General features: G+C 67.7%; 22 protein-coding genes. 14 read left to right on the plus strand and 8 right to left on the minus strand.

The window, feature by feature from the left end; all coding sequences use genetic code 11:
- Positions 1-68 precede the first annotated feature (68 nt).
- Genes WEB29_00875 through WEB29_00885 form a run of 3 tightly spaced genes read left to right on the plus strand, consistent with a single transcriptional unit; the run spans position 69 to position 3,887 of the window.
- Positions 69-635 (plus strand): hypothetical protein, encoded by a 567-nt coding sequence (locus tag WEB29_00875; protein ID MEX2135497.1) that lies wholly within the window; start codon positions 69-71, stop codon positions 633-635.
- 4 nt (positions 636-639) lie between these two features.
- Entirely contained in the window at positions 640-2,286 is a 1,647-nt protein-coding gene (locus WEB29_00880) for an amidohydrolase (GenBank protein ID MEX2135498.1), read from the plus strand.
- A 32-nt stretch (positions 2,287-2,318) separates the two neighbouring features.
- On the plus strand, positions 2,319-3,887 hold the full coding sequence (locus tag WEB29_00885) for a hypothetical protein (protein MEX2135499.1): 1,569 nt from the start codon (positions 2,319-2,321) through the stop codon (positions 3,885-3,887).
- Here WEB29_00885 and WEB29_00890 read toward each other — a convergent pair.
- A complete protein-coding gene (locus WEB29_00890) occupies positions 3,884-4,624 on the minus strand; it encodes a hypothetical protein (protein ID MEX2135500.1) in 741 nt (246 codons plus the stop codon). The genes WEB29_00885 and WEB29_00890 overlap by 4 nt on opposite strands.
- 625 nt (positions 4,625-5,249) lie before the next feature.
- Between WEB29_00890 and WEB29_00895 the strand changes: the two genes are divergently transcribed.
- Both WEB29_00895 and WEB29_00900 read left to right on the plus strand, forming a co-directional pair.
- Positions 5,250-5,504 (plus strand): hypothetical protein, encoded by a 255-nt coding sequence (locus tag WEB29_00895; protein MEX2135501.1) that lies wholly within the window; start codon positions 5,250-5,252, stop codon positions 5,502-5,504.
- A complete protein-coding gene (locus tag WEB29_00900) occupies positions 5,504-6,682 on the plus strand; it encodes a PLP-dependent aminotransferase family protein (protein ID MEX2135502.1) in 1,179 nt (392 codons plus the stop codon). The genes WEB29_00895 and WEB29_00900 overlap by 1 nt, the downstream gene beginning before the upstream one ends.
- Here WEB29_00900 and WEB29_00905 read toward each other — a convergent pair.
- From WEB29_00905 to WEB29_00915, 3 genes are read right to left on the minus strand one after another with little or no spacing between them, the layout of a single operon-like run.
- On the minus strand, positions 6,658-7,179 hold the full coding sequence (locus WEB29_00905; GenBank protein ID MEX2135503.1) for a GNAT family N-acetyltransferase: 522 nt from the start codon (positions 7,177-7,179) through the stop codon (positions 6,658-6,660). The genes WEB29_00900 and WEB29_00905 overlap by 25 nt on opposite strands.
- Positions 7,176-7,841: an HAD family hydrolase gene (locus tag WEB29_00910; GenBank protein ID MEX2135504.1), complete on the minus strand. Its 666-nt coding sequence runs from the start codon at positions 7,839-7,841 to the stop codon at positions 7,176-7,178. The genes WEB29_00905 and WEB29_00910 overlap by 4 nt, the downstream gene beginning before the upstream one ends.
- Before the next feature lie 3 nt (positions 7,842-7,844).
- Positions 7,845-8,336: a VOC family protein gene (locus WEB29_00915; GenBank protein MEX2135505.1), complete on the minus strand. Its 492-nt coding sequence runs from the start codon at positions 8,334-8,336 to the stop codon at positions 7,845-7,847.
- Between the two features lie 73 nt (positions 8,337-8,409).
- Here WEB29_00915 and WEB29_00920 point away from each other — a divergent pair, with 73 nt between their 5' ends.
- On the plus strand, positions 8,410-8,745 hold the full coding sequence (locus WEB29_00920; GenBank protein MEX2135506.1) for a metalloregulator ArsR/SmtB family transcription factor: 336 nt from the start codon (positions 8,410-8,412) through the stop codon (positions 8,743-8,745).
- Complete coding sequence (locus WEB29_00925) at positions 8,742-9,227, plus strand: SRPBCC family protein (GenBank protein MEX2135507.1); 486 nt, start codon at positions 8,742-8,744, stop codon at positions 9,225-9,227. The genes WEB29_00920 and WEB29_00925 overlap by 4 nt, the downstream gene beginning before the upstream one ends.
- On the opposite strand, the gene WEB29_00930 is transcribed toward WEB29_00925, so the two are convergent.
- Entirely contained in the window at positions 9,224-9,415 is a 192-nt protein-coding gene (locus WEB29_00930; GenBank protein ID MEX2135508.1) for a hypothetical protein, read from the minus strand. The two genes, WEB29_00925 and WEB29_00930, sit on opposite strands and share 4 nt — an antisense overlap.
- Positions 9,416-9,428: 13 nt before the next feature.
- On the opposite strand from WEB29_00930, the gene WEB29_00935 reads away from it, so the two are divergent.
- Positions 9,429-9,557 carry a hypothetical protein gene (locus WEB29_00935; protein ID MEX2135509.1) on the plus strand — a complete coding sequence of 43 codons (129 nt, stop codon included), beginning with the start codon at positions 9,429-9,431 and terminating at the stop codon, positions 9,555-9,557.
- Positions 9,558-9,562: 5 nt separating this feature from the next.
- Here WEB29_00935 and WEB29_00940 read toward each other — a convergent pair whose 3' ends face one another.
- Both WEB29_00940 and WEB29_00945 read right to left on the minus strand, forming a co-directional pair.
- Positions 9,563-10,705: a glycine cleavage T C-terminal barrel domain-containing protein gene (locus WEB29_00940; GenBank protein ID MEX2135510.1), complete on the minus strand. Its 1,143-nt coding sequence runs from the start codon at positions 10,703-10,705 to the stop codon at positions 9,563-9,565.
- Positions 10,706-10,721: 16 nt separating this feature from the next.
- The gene (locus tag WEB29_00945) at positions 10,722-11,372 is read right to left on the minus strand and encodes a hypothetical protein (protein ID MEX2135511.1); all 651 of its coding nucleotides are present in this window, start codon (positions 11,370-11,372) and stop codon (positions 10,722-10,724) included.
- A 603-nt stretch (positions 11,373-11,975) separates the two neighbouring features.
- Here WEB29_00945 and WEB29_00950 point away from each other — a divergent pair.
- The 4 genes from WEB29_00950 to WEB29_00965 are packed head-to-tail and all read left to right on the plus strand — an operon-like array spanning position 11,976 to position 14,545.
- A complete protein-coding gene (locus WEB29_00950; protein MEX2135512.1) occupies positions 11,976-12,365 on the plus strand; it encodes a cupin domain-containing protein in 390 nt (129 codons plus the stop codon).
- 4 nt (positions 12,366-12,369) lie between these two features.
- The gene (locus WEB29_00955; GenBank protein ID MEX2135513.1) at positions 12,370-13,368 is read left to right on the plus strand and encodes an NAD(P)-dependent alcohol dehydrogenase; all 999 of its coding nucleotides are present in this window, start codon (positions 12,370-12,372) and stop codon (positions 13,366-13,368) included.
- Entirely contained in the window at positions 13,358-13,735 is a 378-nt protein-coding gene (locus WEB29_00960) for a nuclear transport factor 2 family protein (GenBank protein ID MEX2135514.1), read from the plus strand. The genes WEB29_00955 and WEB29_00960 overlap by 11 nt, the downstream gene beginning before the upstream one ends.
- Before the next feature lie 6 nt (positions 13,736-13,741).
- A complete protein-coding gene (locus WEB29_00965; GenBank protein MEX2135515.1) occupies positions 13,742-14,545 on the plus strand; it encodes an alpha/beta hydrolase in 804 nt (267 codons plus the stop codon).
- Here WEB29_00965 and WEB29_00970 read toward each other — a convergent pair.
- Entirely contained in the window at positions 14,542-15,015 is a 474-nt protein-coding gene (locus tag WEB29_00970; GenBank protein ID MEX2135516.1) for a cupin domain-containing protein, read from the minus strand. The genes WEB29_00965 and WEB29_00970 overlap by 4 nt on opposite strands.
- 351 nt (positions 15,016-15,366) lie before the next feature.
- Here WEB29_00970 and WEB29_00975 point away from each other — a divergent pair, with 351 nt between their 5' ends.
- Positions 15,367-15,936, plus strand: coding sequence for an HAD family phosphatase (locus tag WEB29_00975; GenBank protein ID MEX2135517.1), 570 nt, complete (start codon positions 15,367-15,369; stop codon positions 15,934-15,936).
- A 40-nt stretch (positions 15,937-15,976) separates the two neighbouring features.
- Positions 15,977-16,663, plus strand: a complete 687-nt coding sequence (gene merB / locus WEB29_00980) for an organomercurial lyase (protein ID MEX2135518.1) — start codon at positions 15,977-15,979, stop codon at positions 16,661-16,663.

Raw genomic sequence — 16,663 nt, forward strand, 5'->3', positions numbered from 1 at the left:
TCCGCCATCACCCTGAAGAGTACGGGACGGCCGAGCTGTCCGAGCCCGATGCTAGAGTTTCTGCACCGATGACCGAGGAGCAGACCCAGGCCGATTTCCATCAGATCGCCCGAGAACGTGGCGTTCGCAGCGTGCACGTCGCGTGGCACACGGAGTATGTCTCCGCGTCCCAGATCGGCTGGCGGATCGCCGAGCTGGACCGCGAGGTGCGTCGCGCCGCCGTCGACCTCCAGACGGACGGGAGCGCCAGGGTGCGACCGCCGCAGGAGGGCGGTCTCGCCTTCGTGGACGCGGCTCCGGGATCGGCCGACATCCTGTTCGAGGTCTTTGGCTTCGTTCGCGACGTCCTTGCCTCGGATGCCGTGCGCGTGCTGCTGACCGCCATCGGCCTCACCGGCGCCATCGCCAACGTGTGGGGATTCGTGTTCAAGGATCGGGATCCCCTGCATGGAGTGACCGGCCGCCAGGTCCTGGAGATCCTGCGCGAGTACCAGGCGCTCCAGGCGCCGCCGGAGGGGGCCGACCCGATCGGGGCTCCGCCCACGGAGGCTGATCCCTCGGTCATCAGGATCTCGATCCTGGTCGAGCACGAGGACGATTCGCGCTCGGTGCTGATCGTCGAGATGAGCCGCTGAGGATATGCCGGCCGCCGACCTCGTCCTGCTGGGTGCGACCGTCGAGCCGATGACGCCTGTTGCAGGTCGGGCGCCCGATGCGCTGGCCGTCACCGACGGGCGGATCAGCGCGGTGGGCGGGAGGGCCGACGTCGAGCAGCTCATCGGCGCCGCCACGCGGGTCATTCGCCTGGACGGCGAGACACTCCTCCCCGGCTTCCAGGATGCTCACATCCACCCCCTTCAGGGCGAGCTGACCGTCATGCAGTGCGACCTCAGCGAGCTCAGTGCGGACCAGTTCGACGATGCCATCCGCGCTTATGCGGCGCGGCACCCCGAACGCGCGTGGATCGTCGGGGCAGGCTGGTCCGTCACCGACTTCCCCGATGCGGCGCCTCGACGAACAGACCTGGATGCGCTTGTCCCCGACCGTCCGGCATTCCTGTGGAGCCGCGACGGCCACTCGGCCTGGGTCAACTCACGGGCGCTCGACCTGGCGGGGATCTCGGTGGCGACGCCGGACCCCGTGGGAGGGGCAATCGTCAGGGATCCTGACGGCTCGCCAAGCGGGACACTGCGCGAGGGGGCGGAATCACTGGTGGAGGAGCTGGTGCCACCGCTGAGCGCGGAGGAGCATGCGACCGCGCTGGCGTCGGTTCAGCGACGCCTCCACGCCCTGGGGATCACCGCCTGGCAGGACGCATCGGTCTATGACTCCGGCGCCTGTGCGCGACAGCTGGAGGCGTATCGCGCGGCGGCCGGGGCGGGCAGCCTCCAGGCACGCGTGGTGGCGGCCCTCTTCTGGGATCCGCGTCGTGGCCTGGAGCAGGTCGAGGGGTTTGTGGAGCAGTCCGTGTCGGCTGGCAATGGCCGGCTTCGCGCCGCAACCGTGAAGATCTGGGTCGACGGCGTGATCGAGGGGCTCACCGCCGCGATGCTCGACCCATACCTGGACGAACGCGGCCAGGCGACCGATAACCGGGGCATGGCGCTCGTTCCGCCGGAGGCCCTGCGCGAGGCCGTGATCGCCCTGGACCGCGCGGGGCTGCAGGTGCATCTGCACGCCATCGGCGACGCGGCGGTGCGCAGCGCACTCGACGCCATCGAAGCGGCGCGCCAGGCCAACGGGCCGTCGGATCAGCGGCATCACATCGCGCACATCCAGCTCATTCACCCGACTGACCTTCCCCGTTTTGCGGCCCTGGGCGCGACCGCCAACATGCAGCCCATCTGGGCCTGCCACGAGCCAACCATGGACCAGCGCACGATCCCGTTCCTGGGACCCGAGCGCACGACCTGGCAATACCCCTTCGCAAACCTCATGAAGCACGGCGCGCGCCTGGCGGCAGGCAGCGACTGGCCCGTCACGAGCGCCAACCCGATGCAAGAGATCGAAGTGGCCATGACGCGGGTCGACTTCGGCGCGCGTGACGGAAGTCCGTTCCTCCCCGATGAGCGCCTCAGCCTGGACCAGGCGTTGGCCGCCTTCACCATCGGCTCGGCGTACGTCAACCACCTGGATGCCGAGACCGGCTCGCTCGAGGTCGGCAAGCTCGCCGACCTTGCGCTCCTCGACCGGAACCTGCGCGATTTCGGCGCGGGTCCCATCGGCGAGGCGAAGGTGCTCGCCACCTGGGTGGAGGGTCTCGAGGTCTTTGCGCTGCCGATCTGATTGAGCCCCGGCCCCTGTTACGCTGACCGTACGTGAGCTTCCCCACCTGGCCGCGTCGCATCGCGACGCTTCCCCTGTACCCGTATCTGGCGGCCGCTTTTCCGGTCGTCTATCTCTATGCGCAGAACGTGCAGGAGGCGATCTCACCGTTCGAGATCCTGCTGCCGCTCGGCCTGTCGCTGGGCATCACCTTGCTGGTGGTTCTCGCCTTTCGCGCCTTGACCCGCAGCTGGGCGGCGGCCGCCCTGATCGGAACGCTGTGCGTGGCTCTCTTCTTCACCTACGGCATGGCGTGGCAATGGCTCCAGGAGATGCTTCTCGGACCGTGGGTCCTCGTGGGCGCGTGGGTCCTGCTGGCCGTCATCGGGGTCTCGTTCGTCTGGCGCCTCGGCGAATGGGTGCAACACTTGACCCTGCCGTTGAATGCCATCGGCGTCGTTGTGCTCGGCTTCAACCTCGTGCTCATCGGCGCCTTCTTCATGAATGTGCGCTCAGCCGCCGCCGTGACAGGTCCTGGCCTGACCATGAGCCCCGCGCCGGCTCCGGGCGAGCGCCTTCCGGACGTCTACTGGGTCATCCTGGACCGATACGGGTCCGGCAACGTCATCGACAAGTTCTTCGACTACGACAACTCGCCGTTCCTGGATGAGCTGCGGGCGCGTGGCTTCTACATCGCTGAGCACGCCACAGCGAACTACCTCAAGACGGCCCTCAGCCTCGACTCGTCGCGCAACCTGGAGTACCTGGATTTCGCGGAGCTACGCGAACGGGCAAAGGACGATCGTGACTGGGGACCGCTCTACAGGGACCTGAAGAGGCCCTTCCAGGTGCAGCACTACCTGGGCAGTGCCGGGTACCGGTTCATCCACCTGGGCACGTACTGGGGCCCGACCAAGCAGCACCCGTCAGCTGAGATCAACTACGTGTACGACGAGCTTTCCTCGGAATTCCTCGATGTGCTCACCGGCTGGACGATGCTCAGCGCTCTCCAGGACCTCGGGCCGGAGTCACCATTCGATTGGCGCCGGAACCGATGGAACCAGTCCCGCTACCAGTGGGATTCGCTGAACCGCGCCTCCTCGCTCGGTGGTCCGAAATTCGTGCACGCCCATTTCGCGCTGCCGCACGATCCATTCGTCTTTCACGCCGATGGCAGCTTCGTGTCGGCCGAGGAGGAGAAGGAACGCCCGCGTGAAGTGAACTACGTCGACCAGATGCGGTTTGTTAACGCAAAGGTGCTGGAGTGGCTCGACTCGCTCCTATCTGTTCCGGCCGAGGACCGGCCGATCGTGATCATCCAGGCTGACGAGGGGCCATTCCCCATTCGCTACGCACGCAACGAGGGGGCGTTCGACTGGACCACCGCCACGCCGGACGAGCTCGAGGAGAAGTTCGGGATCCTGAGCGCCTTCTACCTGCCGGGGAAGACCCCGCAGGAGGCCGGACTCTACGAGTCCATCACGCCGGTGAACCAGTTCCGCGCCATCTTCCACGCGTACTTCGGCCTCGACTTGCCGCTCCTGCCGGATCGCAACTGGATCTTCACCAACCAGCTCCACATCTACGACGAGGTGGATGTGACCGAGAAGGTGGCGCGCTAGGAGGTTGGCTCGCCGCGGCTGCCGATGGTGGGCAGCTCGCCGCTGAGGGCGGCCAGGTCCGGATCGTCCCTGGCCAGGTCAGCCAGGTCGTGACGACGGGCGAAGGCCGCTGTCAGCAGGCGGCGTGCGTCATCCAGCTCGCCGGAGAGCGCGCGGGCGCAGGCGATGTTGTAGAGGATCACGCCGGAGTCGTGCGGCGGGACGTGGCCGGCGCGAAGGACCGTCTCGACCTCGCGGGCGAACGCGTCAAACTGGGCGCGGCCGCCGACCAGGTCCGCGATCTCCGGCAAGTGGCCGACGGCGTGGTTGACTCCGTTCGCGCCGATCCCGGCGACCGAACCGTCGTCGCACTCGCACAGCACGTCGGTTGAGCTGCGCTCGACGGCCGCGATGAGGGCGTCGAAGCTCACACCCGCCTCGGCGGCGACCGCCTCCCAGCTCAGATCTCGATGGCGCTCTTGGAGCCTGGCATTCGACTCGTCGATCGGCTCATCCAGTGCCGGGTCGTCGGTCGGGAGGGTCCCATCGCCCACCGCCCGCGCCTCCAGCCGCCGCGCCTCGATGGCACGCCATGCACCAAGGTGGGCCAGCACGTCCTTCGGCGACCAGTCGCCGAACGTGCCCGCGGTCTCGCGCGCACCAGGCGGGACCATAGCGAAGAGATCCTGCTCCGCGTCCCGCAGGGCATGGAGCATGGCGACCAGGTCGGCCTGGAGGGGAGTATGGGTCGTATCCACGTCGGCGGGCATGGTACTCGCGACGAGCGCGGTTGACCTGGTCATCATCGATGGTCAATCTTGCCCGCAATGAGTGCGAGCACGCCGCCGCCGGATCGGATGGACAGCGAGTTCTGGCGCGACTACCTTACCCACGGTTCACCATTTGAGCGACAGGCCCGGCGCGTATTCAAGCGGATCCCGCACGAGCCGCGCTGCTCGATCTGCGCGGCTCCGTTCGCCGGCTTCGGCGCCCCGCTGATGCGGGTCCTCGGCAAGCGGCCATCCCGGCAGAGCCCGAATATGTGCGACTCCTGCTTCTCCTTCGTGGCCAAGCATCACGGCGGCGCCGAGATCGAGGTCAGCCTCCTATTCGCGGACGTAAGTGGCTCCACGGCCCTGGCCGAGAGGATGACCTCAGCGCAGTTTCGCGACCTGATGAACCGCTTCTATTCCACGGCATCGAAGGTCGTCTTCGATCACGACGGCAGCGTCGACAAGTTCGCCGGCGATGAGCTGGTCGCCATGTTCTATCCCCTGCTGACCGGCGAGCGGCACGCGGCCCGGGCCGTCGAGGCGGCCATGGCGCTATTGAAAGCCACCGGTCACGAGTACGCGGACGGTCCATGGGTGCCGATCGGCGCCGGTGTCCACACTGGCCCGGCCTGGGTTTGGCTCGGTCGGCGAAGGCCCGCGCACGGAGCTGACCGTCCTGGGCGACAACGTGAACATCACCGCGCGCCTGGCCACGGCCGCACGTGCCGGCGAGGTGCTGGTGACCACCGAGGCTGCCGCAGCCGCAGGTCTGGAGACCGGTCTGGAGCAAAAGCGGCTCGAGCTCAAGGGGAAGCAGGAGCTCACCGAGGTGGTGAGCCTCCACGTTGGACCCGCGCCGAGGTGATGGAACGCCGCAGCGTTTCTCTGACCCAGTACGAGGCGACGCCGGGCGTCATCGACCTCGCCTGGGGACATCCTGACCCAACGCTGCTGCCGGTTCAGGAGCTCGCGGCCGCGACACGACGCGCGATGGATCGCCACGGGTCGGATATCCTCGAGTACGGCGCCACGGCGGGCTCCCCGCCGTTGATCGACTTCATCTGCGACCGCCTGGCCGAGACCGATGCGCGTGCCCCCAGCCCGGCCGAGGTGGTGATCACCAGCGGTGCCTCCCAGGGGCTCGACCTGGTGGCCACACTGCTGCTGTCTGCCGGCGACACCGTGCTGCTCGACGTCCCGACCTACCACCTGGCGATCAGCATCCTGGCCGATCACCCGGTTCGGCTCCAGGCCGTGCCCTCCGACGCCGACGGCGTTGTGCTCGATGAGCTGGCCGAGGTAGTCGCGCGCCTGCGCCGCGCCGGCGAGCACCCGCGACTCCTGTACACGATCCCGACCTTCCATAACCCGACAGGCCGCAAGGTCTCGCTCGAGCGACGGAACGCGCTCGTGGCCTTCGCCGCACAGGAGGGCCTCCTCATCGCCGAGGACGACACCTATCGCGAGCTCTCCTACGACGGCCCGTCACCGCCGTCGCTCTGGGCGCTGGACGGCGCCGGATCGGTGGTGCGCATCGGCAGCTTTGCGAAGTCGGTGGCCCCGGGCCTGCGCCTCGGCTACGTGACCGCCTCCGCCGAGATCGCAACCCGCATGGCGACCGGCGGCCTGCTCGATTCGGGAGGCGGGATGAACCATTTCGCAGCCACCGTGCTCGCCGAATACGCCGCCAGCGGCGACTACGTTCGGCAGGTCGAGCGCTTCCGCTCCGCATATCGGGCGCAGCGGGATCGGCTGCTGGCCGGCCTCAGCGCCCACCTTCCCGATACTGCCGCGTGGTCACGCCCGGGGGGTGGCTACTTCGTCTGGGTCGAGCTGCCGGCGGGAGTCACGGCCGACAGGCTGCTGCCCGTCGCGGCGGCCCGCGGGATGGCGTTCCTGCCCGGCCATCGCTTCTTCCTGGACGATGGGGCGGTGCCAGGTGCGCTCCGGCTTGCCTTCAGCATGCATCCCCCCGAGACCCTGGAGGAAGCCACCGCCCACCTGGGAGCTGCGGTCAATCAGCTGCTGGTGGACGCTGGCTGAAGCGCCCACTCGTTGGCCCGGAACGGATTGCCGGGAGGGAACTCGACCACGGCCTCGCCGATGAGCGTCATGCCAGCCTTGCGGCAGACGGCGTTGGAGGCCCCGTTGTCGACCGCCGGGTAGGCCAGGATCGCCCGATCCAGTCCGGCGTCGGCAATCCGCTCCAGCAGGAGGCCCACCGCGCGGGTCGCGATCCCGCGCCGCTGCCACTCGGGGACCACGCTCCAGCCGATCTCCCATACCGTGTCGCCGCGCCAGGCGTGCTCCCAATAGCCGACCGACCCCACCCCCCCATCCTCGGTACCGGCGCAGATCACGAACATCCCGCCCGTGCCAGTTTCATGGATGCGCTCGTAGCGTGCCTGGCGCTCAGCGAGCTTCTCCGGCGACTCCGGGCCGCCGAGGTGCTCGGTCATGCGCGGATCGCCCATCACTCGGTCGACGAGCGCGCGGTCACCAGGCCCCCACGGACGAAGCGTGACCTCCAGCTCGCCTATGGGACGATCCCCAGCTCGTCGAGCGAGGCGTTCAGCTCCGCCGGATCGCGGTAGACGCGGAACGCACCCGCGCGCCCCAGCTCGTCCTCGCCGTAGCCACCGGTCAACAGCCCCACCGACAGCATCCCGGCGCGGCGGGCGGCGAGCAAGTCCCAGACCGCGTCACCGACGACCGTCACGTCGCGGATCTCGACCCCCATGCGCTCCTGGCAGGCCAGGAACAGGTCAGGCTCCGGCTTGGCGCGCAGGACGTCGCCGCGCTCCACCACGACCACATCGGCCCCTACGCCGAGAATCTCGAGCGACGCGTCGATCTCCGGGCGGCGTCCCGAGGTCGCGATCCCGAACGGCACGCCGACCTCGCGCAGGTGCGCCAGCAGGTCCACCGCGCCGGGCAGCGGACGGCGCTCCGGGACGAGCTCGCGGAAGAGCTCGCCGTGGCGGCGCTGGATCTCTTCGACCTCCGCGTCGCTCAGGGGACGGCCCAGCTCGCGGGCCACGGCGCGCGTGAACAGGCCGCCGCTCATCCCGATGCGCCGATGGATGCGCCAGCCCTCGATCGGCAGTCCCGCCTCCGCCAGCGCCCGCTGCCAGGCGAAGACGTGCGCGTAGACGGTGTCGATCAGCGTTCCGTCCAGGTCGAAGATCAGCGCTCGCGGCATCGGTCAGGCCTCGACTGGGACGCCCTCGTACGCCTCGCGCAGCTTGGCGACGTCGATCTTGGTCATCTCCAGCATGGCCTTCATGGCGCGCGCCGCTCCCCCGCGATCGGGGCCACCGAGGAGCTCCGGGAGCTGGCGCGGGATGACCTGCCACGACACGCCGTAGCGGTCCTTCAGCCAGCCGCAGACGCTGTGTTCGCCGCCACCCTCGACCAGCGCGTCCCACAGCCGGTCGACCTCGGCCTGGTCGGCACAATCGATGCTGAACGAGATGGCCTCGTTAAAGGCAAATTCGGGCCCACCGTTGAGGCCGATGAACTGCTGACCGGCGAGCGTGAAGTCGACGGTCAGCACCGCCCCCTCATCGGTGCTCGGGTTGTCGGCGGGCGCGCGCTGAACCTTCTCGATCCGGCTGTCGGGCAGGATCGACGTGTAGAACTGAGCGGCCTCCTCTGCTTGTCCGTCGAACCAAAGGCAAGGGGCGATCTTGGACATGATGGAACCTCTGAGGTGTGTGACCCGATTCTAGGCTTGCGCGCCGCCAGGTGGCCGTGCAATACTGAACTTCATGGTTCAGTATCCGCACCTCGACCAGACCATCGCCGCGCTCGCCGACCCCACCCGCCGCGCGGTCCTTGAGCGCCTCGGGCGCGAGAGCGCCACGATCTCCGGCCTGGCCGAGCCGTTCGGCATCTCGCTCACCGGGATGAAGAAGCACGTGCGGATCCTCGAGGGCGCGGGGCTGGTGACGACCGAGAAGGTGGGGCGCAGCCGGCGCTGCACCATCGGTCCGCGCCGGCTCGATGACCTGCAGACCTGGATCGAGACCTATCGGCGCGCGCTGGGCCAGCGCCTCGACCGATTCGGTGAACTCGTCGAACGCAAGAAAGGAACGACCTCATGACCAGCGCACAGCCGCAGGCGCAGCCCGTGACGCTCACCCTGCCGTCGGATCGCGAGCTCCGCATCGAGCGGGTCTTCAACGCCCCGCGAGACCGGGTCTTCGCCGCATACACCGAGCCGGCCCTCATCCCGCAGTGGTGGGGCGCGGAGACTGTTGTCGAGGAGATGGACGTGCGGACCGGCGGCAGCTGGCGATTCGTGGCCCATTACCCGAACGGGTACGACGCAGCTTTCAGGGGCACGTACCGCCAAGTCACCCCACCGGAGAGGATCGTGCAGACCTTCGAGATCGAGGGAATGGGCTCGACTCACGTCGAGACGATCACCTTCGAGGATCTCGGCGAGCGCACGCGGCTGACCGTCACCTCGCTCTTCGACACCACCGAGCAGCGCGACAACATCGTGACCTCCGGCGCAGAGCGCGGCGCCACCGAAACCTACGCCCGGCTCGAGGCGCTCCTGGCCAGTCTCCCCGGTTCCTAGGGCGTCAGCGCTCCGAGGCTTCGCCTCCGCGCGGCGGCTGATGCGCGCCGCAGCCATTGCGCGAAGGCGGGACGAGGATCGACCCCCTTGCGCACGACCTCGGCCACCTTCCCGTTCAACCGCTCGCGGTCGGCGGCCGACAGGTCCTGGCCGGTGAGGATCAGGATCGTCACGTCCTTGGTCGGCAAGAGCCCGGCCTCGATGCGAAACGGGGTCAAGGCGCTCGTCGAGCTGCTCCCGCACGCGCAACATGAAACGCTCGCGGGGCAGACCCACATCGTGAAGCCGCCCGTGCTGGCCCCCGTCCTCGCCGCATTCTTCGCGGCATAGACGCGTCAGGCCTTGGGGATCTCCTTCATCGGGTCGATGAACGGCATGGCGACGACCGTCGCCTCGCGATTGCCATTCGGGCAGTCCACCGTGACCGAGGAACCGACCCCCGCCAGCTCGACCGGCAGCCAGGCGTACCCGATGTTCTTCTCCAGCCGCGGTGACCAGAGGGCCGTCGTCACTGATCCAACATGCCCACCGTTGGCATGGACCGGCCATTTCGTGAAGTTCATGTCCAGCTTCTCCCCGCCGATCTCGACGCCCACCAGGCGGCGGCTGACACCCTCGTCGCGGATCCGGCGCAGGGCTGACTTGCCCTGGAACTCGAATGGGCCGTCCAGGTTGCAGAGCCGCTCGAGGCCCACCTCGAAGGCGTTGTTCTCGATCGTCATGTCGGCACCCCAGTTGAGGATGCCGCCCTCCACCCGCCGGATGTCGACCGGCCCGGTGGGCTTGATCTGGAACGGGCGGCCCGCCTCCATGATCCGTTCCCAGAGCGCAGTCCCGTGACTGCCGTCACGCAGGTAGACCTCGTACCCCACTTCGGCGGTCCACCCGGTGCGCGTCACGATCAGGGGGATTCCATCGAGCTCCAGCTCGCGGAACCAGTAGTACTTCAGCGAGCGGATCTCGTCGCCGAAGAGCGCCTGGACGACCTCTCGGGAGCGCGGGCCCTGGATCTGGAGCGGAGAGACATCGGGCTCGGAGAGCTGGACGTCCCACCCAAGATCGGCGGCAAGGCCGATCGCGTACAGCAGCGCGTCCGAGCTGGCGAGCGCGAACCAGAAGTGGTTCTCCCCCAGCCGCAGCATGACCGGGTCGTTGACGATCCCCCCGTCGGGCGCCGTGATAAGGACGTACTTGCCCTGGCCCACCTTGCACTTCGACAGGTCGCGCGGGGTCAGTAGCTGGGCAAAGCGGAAGCCATCGCGGCCCTGCACCTCGAGCTGTCGCTCGACGGCCACGTCCCACAGCGTGACGTGGCGCAGCAGGTGCCAGTACTCGGCCTCGAAGTCGTCGAAGTTGATCGGGAAGAGCATATGGTTGTAGACGGTGTAGCCGCGTGGGCCGTAGGCCTGCTCGGCCTCGTAGAACGGCGTCTGGCGCAGGCGGGCCCCGCGCTGGACCAGGCTCATGTCAAAGGCCATCTACTCACTCCATTGCCTAACCTCTCTCGCTGATTGCTCGCGCGACGATCGCCGCGTCCTCGCCCACGCCGAGCAGCAGCGCCGACTGGCGCTGTCGCATCCAGTGGACGCCAACGAAGTACAGGCCGTTGACGACAGTGCTCGCCCCGTCCTGCTGGATCGGGAATCCCATCTCGTCGAACGCCTCCGGCCACGGCAGCCACGACTGATAGGCGGGACGGAATCCCCCGGCGAAGATGGCGGCGCCGAAGCCCTCAAGCGACACGCGCTCGGGTGACTCCGGGTCGAACGGCTCCGGCTCGTCGATCTCCGGGTCGGGATAGCCAAGATCGGCCGCCGCCTTCCGGATGCCATCCATGATCTGTCCGTGGCGCTCGTCTCCCCAGGCGATGCTCTCCCCAAGGTCGGCGGCGAAGCGCGCCTCGTGGTTCGACGTGCCCAGGAAGTGGCCGACCAGGGTGACGCCCTTGCCGCGGAGAATTCGCAGGTCGAGGTCGTGGCCACCGCCATGGCCGGTGGCCAGGGGGTTCGCGGCCAGCCGCGCCGCGGGAGTCGGCAGCGAATCAACCGTGTGCGCCATGAAGCCGGTGTCGACGAACCAGTGGAAGATGTCGCGGCCGTCAACCCGTCGCGGCCCGCGTCGTGCAGCTCCTCGGCGATCTGGCACCCCGACTGGCCACCGCCGATCACCAGGATGCGCCCGGGCGGGAGTGAGGCCTCATTGCGGTAGTCGTCCACGTCGATCTGCAGCAGATCGGTCGGCAAGGTCTCGGCCGCCGGCGGCCGGTAGGGACGCTGGTAGGCACCGGTGGCAAGCACGAGCGATCGAGCCTGGAGATCTCCCGTCGTGGTTCGAAGGCGAAATCCACCGGCGCCCAGCTCAACCGAGAAGGCGGCCACGCCTTCCCGGACGGGAAGCGCGAACGCCCCTCGGTATCCCTCCAGGTGGGAGACGATCTCGTCGCGTGGCAGGTACCCGTCGGGATCGTCGCCGGCGTACGGTCGACCCGGGAGCTGGATGCACCAGTTCGGCGAGACGAGGCAGAAGCTGTCCCATCGATCGCGCCACGTCTGCCCGATGCGCCCCCGCTCCAGCACGACGTGCTCCACGCCAAGCTGCCTGAGCTGGTGACTCACCGCGAGCCCAGCCTGTCCGCCGCCGACGATCACCGCCTCGAACTGCTCCATCGGTCGTTCAGTCTAGGGGCGCGCCTCTGTCTGGACCGCTGGGACGCGAAGCATAATATCCGTGAGGCAAGCTGGAGTGACCTTGACCGATCCCATCCGAGCCCGGCATGTGCCCCACCTCGAGCTTGAACTGCTCGGCGAGAAGGTGACGCACGAAGGTGGCGAGCTGCGCCTTCTCTCAGGCTCCGATTACGGCCTCGTCACCTCGGTCATGCACGCCCAGGTCGCCCCGGGCAGCGGCCCCAGGCGACATCGGCATCCGCATGCCGAGATCTTCGTCCTTCATGACGGCCAGGGCAGGTACGAGGTCGAGGGCACCAACATCGACGCCCAGGCCGGCGACATGGTCATCGTCCTGCCCGATGCCTGGCACTCCTTCGTGAACACCGGCAGCGATTTCCTGCGGCAGACGGCCATCCACCAGAATCCACGGGCAGTCTCCACGTTCGAGGACGGTACGCAGAGGACGTGAACCGATGAGGGCGGTCGTCCACGACCGATACGGGCCTCCGGAGGTCCTCCGACTCGAGGAGGTCGAGCGGCCGGTGCCCAAGGACGACGAGGTTCTCGTCAAGGTGCACGCCACGACCGTCAATCGGACCGACGCCGGCCTCCGCAGCGCCGACGTATTCATCAGCCGCTTCTTCACAGGCCCGCTTCGGCCGAAGAACAAGATCCTCGGCATGGAGTTCGCCGGCGAGGTCGAGGCGGTCGGCCGTGCCGTCACCGAGTTCAGGGTCGGCGACCAGGTCTTCGGCGGCAACGGCTCCGGCGCGCACGCCGAGTACCTCTGCATCGCGGAGAGCGCTCCGTTGGCGCACAAGCCAGCGGCGATGAGCTTCGAAGAGGCCGCGGCGGTCTTTGATGGGGCGAGCCTCGCGTTGGTCTGCCTTGAGAAAGGCGGATCCCTAGCCGGGAGGAGCGTCCTCGTCTACGGGGCCTCGGGGTCCGTAGGGACCGCAGCCGTGCAGCTGGCCAGAGCCTTTGGTGCAAGAGTCACCGCCGTGTGCACCACCAAGAACATCGAGCTCGTGCGATCGCTCGGAGCCGATGAGGTCATCGACTACACCAAGGATGACTTCACCAGGAACGGCAAGCGATACGACGTCATCTTCGACAGCGTGGGCAAGCACTCGTTCAGGCGGTCCAGGCGATCGCTGAAGGCCGGCGGAACCTTCATCGAAACGGACCTGGGCTTCCTGTGGCACGTACCCCTGCTTCTGTTGGCCACGCGATTGACTGACAAGAAGCTGAAGATGGGGATCGCCCGGTACAGGAAGGACGACCTACTCCTCTTCAAGGGGCTCATCGAGGCAGGCAAATACCGCGCGGTCATCGATCGCACCTACCCGCTCGAGGACGTGGTCGAGGCAACCCGGTACGTCGAGACTGAGCAGAAGACGGGAAACGTTGTGCTGAAGGTCGCCGCCGAGGTGACGCCAAGCGCGAAGGAGGCCGCTGCAGATGAGTCGTGATCCCAGCGCCGACCTGCTCAGGGAGTTCACCGCAGTCTTCAACACGCGCGACCTCGATGCGGTCATGACCTACTTCACCGATGACGCGGTCTTCGAGTCGCCCCGCGGCCCGGATCCCTGGGGGACCAGGTTCGAGGGCAAGGAACGGGTACGTGAAGGGCTTGCAGCCCGATTCGCCGGTCTGCCCGAGCTGCACTACGGCGACGACGAGCACTTCGTCGTCGGGAACCGCGGCGCGTCGGAGTGGACCTTGCGGGGCACGACAACCGACGGCGAGCGGATCGAGGTCCGAGGCTGCGATCTGTGGACCTTCCGCGACGGCCAGATCACCAAGAAGGATTCCTTCTGGAAGATCCTCGTGCGCTGATCAAGCATGGAACAGCTCAAGATTGACGGGCTGCGCATCGCGTATCGGCGAGAGGGCGATGGCCCCCTGCTGCTCCTGTTGCACGGATTCGTGGGCGACAGTCGGGAGTGGGCCAGCGAGATCGAGGGCTTGTCCGACCACTTCACCGTCGTGGCCTGGGACGGCCCTGGTAGTGGGAAGTCGGCGGACCCACCCGAATCGTTCCGCATGGCCGACTACGCCGATTGCCTCGCCGGATTCGTCGAGGTGCTGGACCTCGGGCCTGCCCACTTCATCGGTCTGTCGTTTGGCGGCGCCCTCGCTCTCGAACTGTTCCGCCGGCATCCCGCCATCCCGCGGACGTTGGTGCTGGCCTCGGCCTACGCCGGCTGGACCGGCTCACTTTCGCGCGACGTTGCCGATCAACGGCTGCAGCTGACCTTGCCCATGGCGGACCTGCCCCCGGACGAGTTCGTCCGCACGCTCATTCCCACGATGCTGTCGGAATCGGCGGCGCCCGAGACGGTCGACAGCCTGGCATCGATCATGTCGCAACTCCATCCGGCCGGATTCCGGACCATGGCGCGCGCGCTCGCCGAAGCCGATCTGCGGGATGTGCTGCCGCGCATCGACGTGCCGACGTTGCTGCTGTACGGCGACCGGGATGTGCGCGCCCCGCTGACCGTGGCGCGTGACCTGCACGCGTCCATTCCGGAGTCCAGCCTGGTGGTCATGCCGGGCGTCGGCCACATGAGCAACGTCGAGGCGCCGGACCGATTCATTGCCGAAGTCCGCAAATTCCTGCGGGGCGTGGGCCCAAGTCGCAGCTAGACCATGTACTGGTCGTGCCGCGCGTAGAGCTCCGTCCACTGCCGGTCAGTCAGCTTTCGACCCGAAGTGCGGATCTCCTCGGTCTCCCTGAAATAACGCTCGCGAGCCTTGCCGGGCGCGAACAGGATGAGCATGGAGGCAGGCTCGTCCGAATCGGCCTTGAAGGCGTGAATCCCTCCCTTGGGCACGTACAGGAAGTCGCCGGACTTGGCCTCGATCCAGGCGCGACCGTCGTACATCCGGACGCGTCCTTCAAGGATGTAGAACGATTCGGAGAAGGTCCGATGGACGTGCGCATCGGGCCCGCCGGCGTGCGGCTGCATGTCCCGCCGGAAGATCCCGAACTGGCGACGTGTCAGGGAGCCGGGAGCGAGGAAGGTCATCGAGGCGGTTGGCCCGACGAGGTCCGGCACCGTCGCCAGCTGCCGGTACACGGCGCTGATCTCACCGTCCGTGCGGACAAACGACATGACCCTACCTTACTCCGGTCGTCATCGGTCTCGAGGCCCGGCTCGACCGTCTGCGCGACTCGAATGGGGATCGCCTCCATCGGTGCTCCTGATGGTGCGGATCACCCAGCTAACGCGCGAGACCGGGCGCGCCGGACATCCTCGTCCTGCATGCGAGCCGGGTCCAGCATCCAGGTGACATCATTCCCCTGCCCTTCACCTCTACCCCCTCGCGGCGCTGGAACGGATAGCGCCCTGCCAACAGCCGGCAGGTCTCCTCGGTGACCTGGATTCAGCCGGGGATCCCGCTCGACTCCATGCGTGCGGCGGTGCATTCCCCCGCCGCGTGGTATCAACGGGCCCATGTGCCCTATGACTGCGCACCTTCACAAGCCTGAGGGGGTTGTCCTCGACCTGGACGGGACCCTTGTCGACACGGTGCACACGCGCATCGACGCCTGGCTGCAAACGTTCGAGGAAAAGGGCATCCCAGCCGATCGATCCCTCGTCGCCGAGCTCATCGGCTCCGACGGGCGCCAGCTGGCCCGGATCGTAGGTGCGGCGGCAGGTGAGGAGGTCGACGACGAACGCGCGGAGCGGATCGACGCCCGCTCCGGCGCCATCTACTCCGAGCTCAACGTCGCCCCTCAGCCCCTGCCCGGCGCCACGGAATTCCTCGATGCGCTGGACGAGCTGAAGATCCACTGGGCGATCGCGACCTCGAGCCGCCGCGAGCAGGTCGGCCGGTCGGTCGCCGCGCTCCATCGCAACCAGCCGCCTCTCATCGCGGATGGGGCTACCGTCAAGCTGGCGAAGCCTCACCCCGACCTCGGCATCACCGCCGGCTCCGCAATGAGTCCGGACCAGCTACGGACCGCCGGTGCCAGGCTCGTGCTCCCCACGATGGCCCACCTCATCCCCCACCTGAAGCGAGAGGCTTAGAGCCCGTACCAGGCGCGGCGGCTATTCTCATTGCCGCGCGATGACCGACAACGACCCCGACCTCCAGCAGCGTGTGCGGCTCTTCATCTTCGAGCACTTCCTCGACCATGCCGCCCCGCCGGTGGTGGAGCAGGTCATGACCGAGTTCTCACTCTCCCGAGCCGCCGCCACCGAGATGCTGAAGGACCTCGAAGCGGCCCATCACATCGCGCTCGTCAAAGGAACGGCCCGGATCCTGATGGCCTTTCCGTTCTCGGCCATCGCGACGCCATTCAGGACCACGGTTCGCGGCCGCTCGTACTTCGCCAACTGTGCCTGGGACGCCATCGCCTTCCACGCCATGCTGGGCGACGAGGTCCGGGTCGAGTCCTTCTGCCACCACTGCGCGACACCGTTTGAAATCGAGCTGTTGCACGGCCGCGCGTCGCGTGTCGATCCACCCGAATCGCTTGTCTATTTCGCACGCCCTCCGACCGAGTGGTGGGACGACATCACGACCACCTGCGGCAACACCATGGTCTTCTTCGTCTCCCCCGAGCACCGCGATGCGTCCGACCTCTGCGCAGGAGCCGATCAGTCCGCTTCGTTGACGCCCGACCAGGTCAACACCCTCAGCGTGCCAAGCTATTCCACGAAGTTCTCGCTCGACTACACGAGGCCATCGAAGGACGTGCTGCTCGCCCACTGGGCGGCGATGGGCCTCACCGGCGACTTCTGGAAGCTCTGA

The organism is Chloroflexota bacterium (genome assembly GCA_040902225.1).
GTDB lineage: Bacteria > Chloroflexota > Limnocylindria > QHBO01 > QHBO01 > CF-167.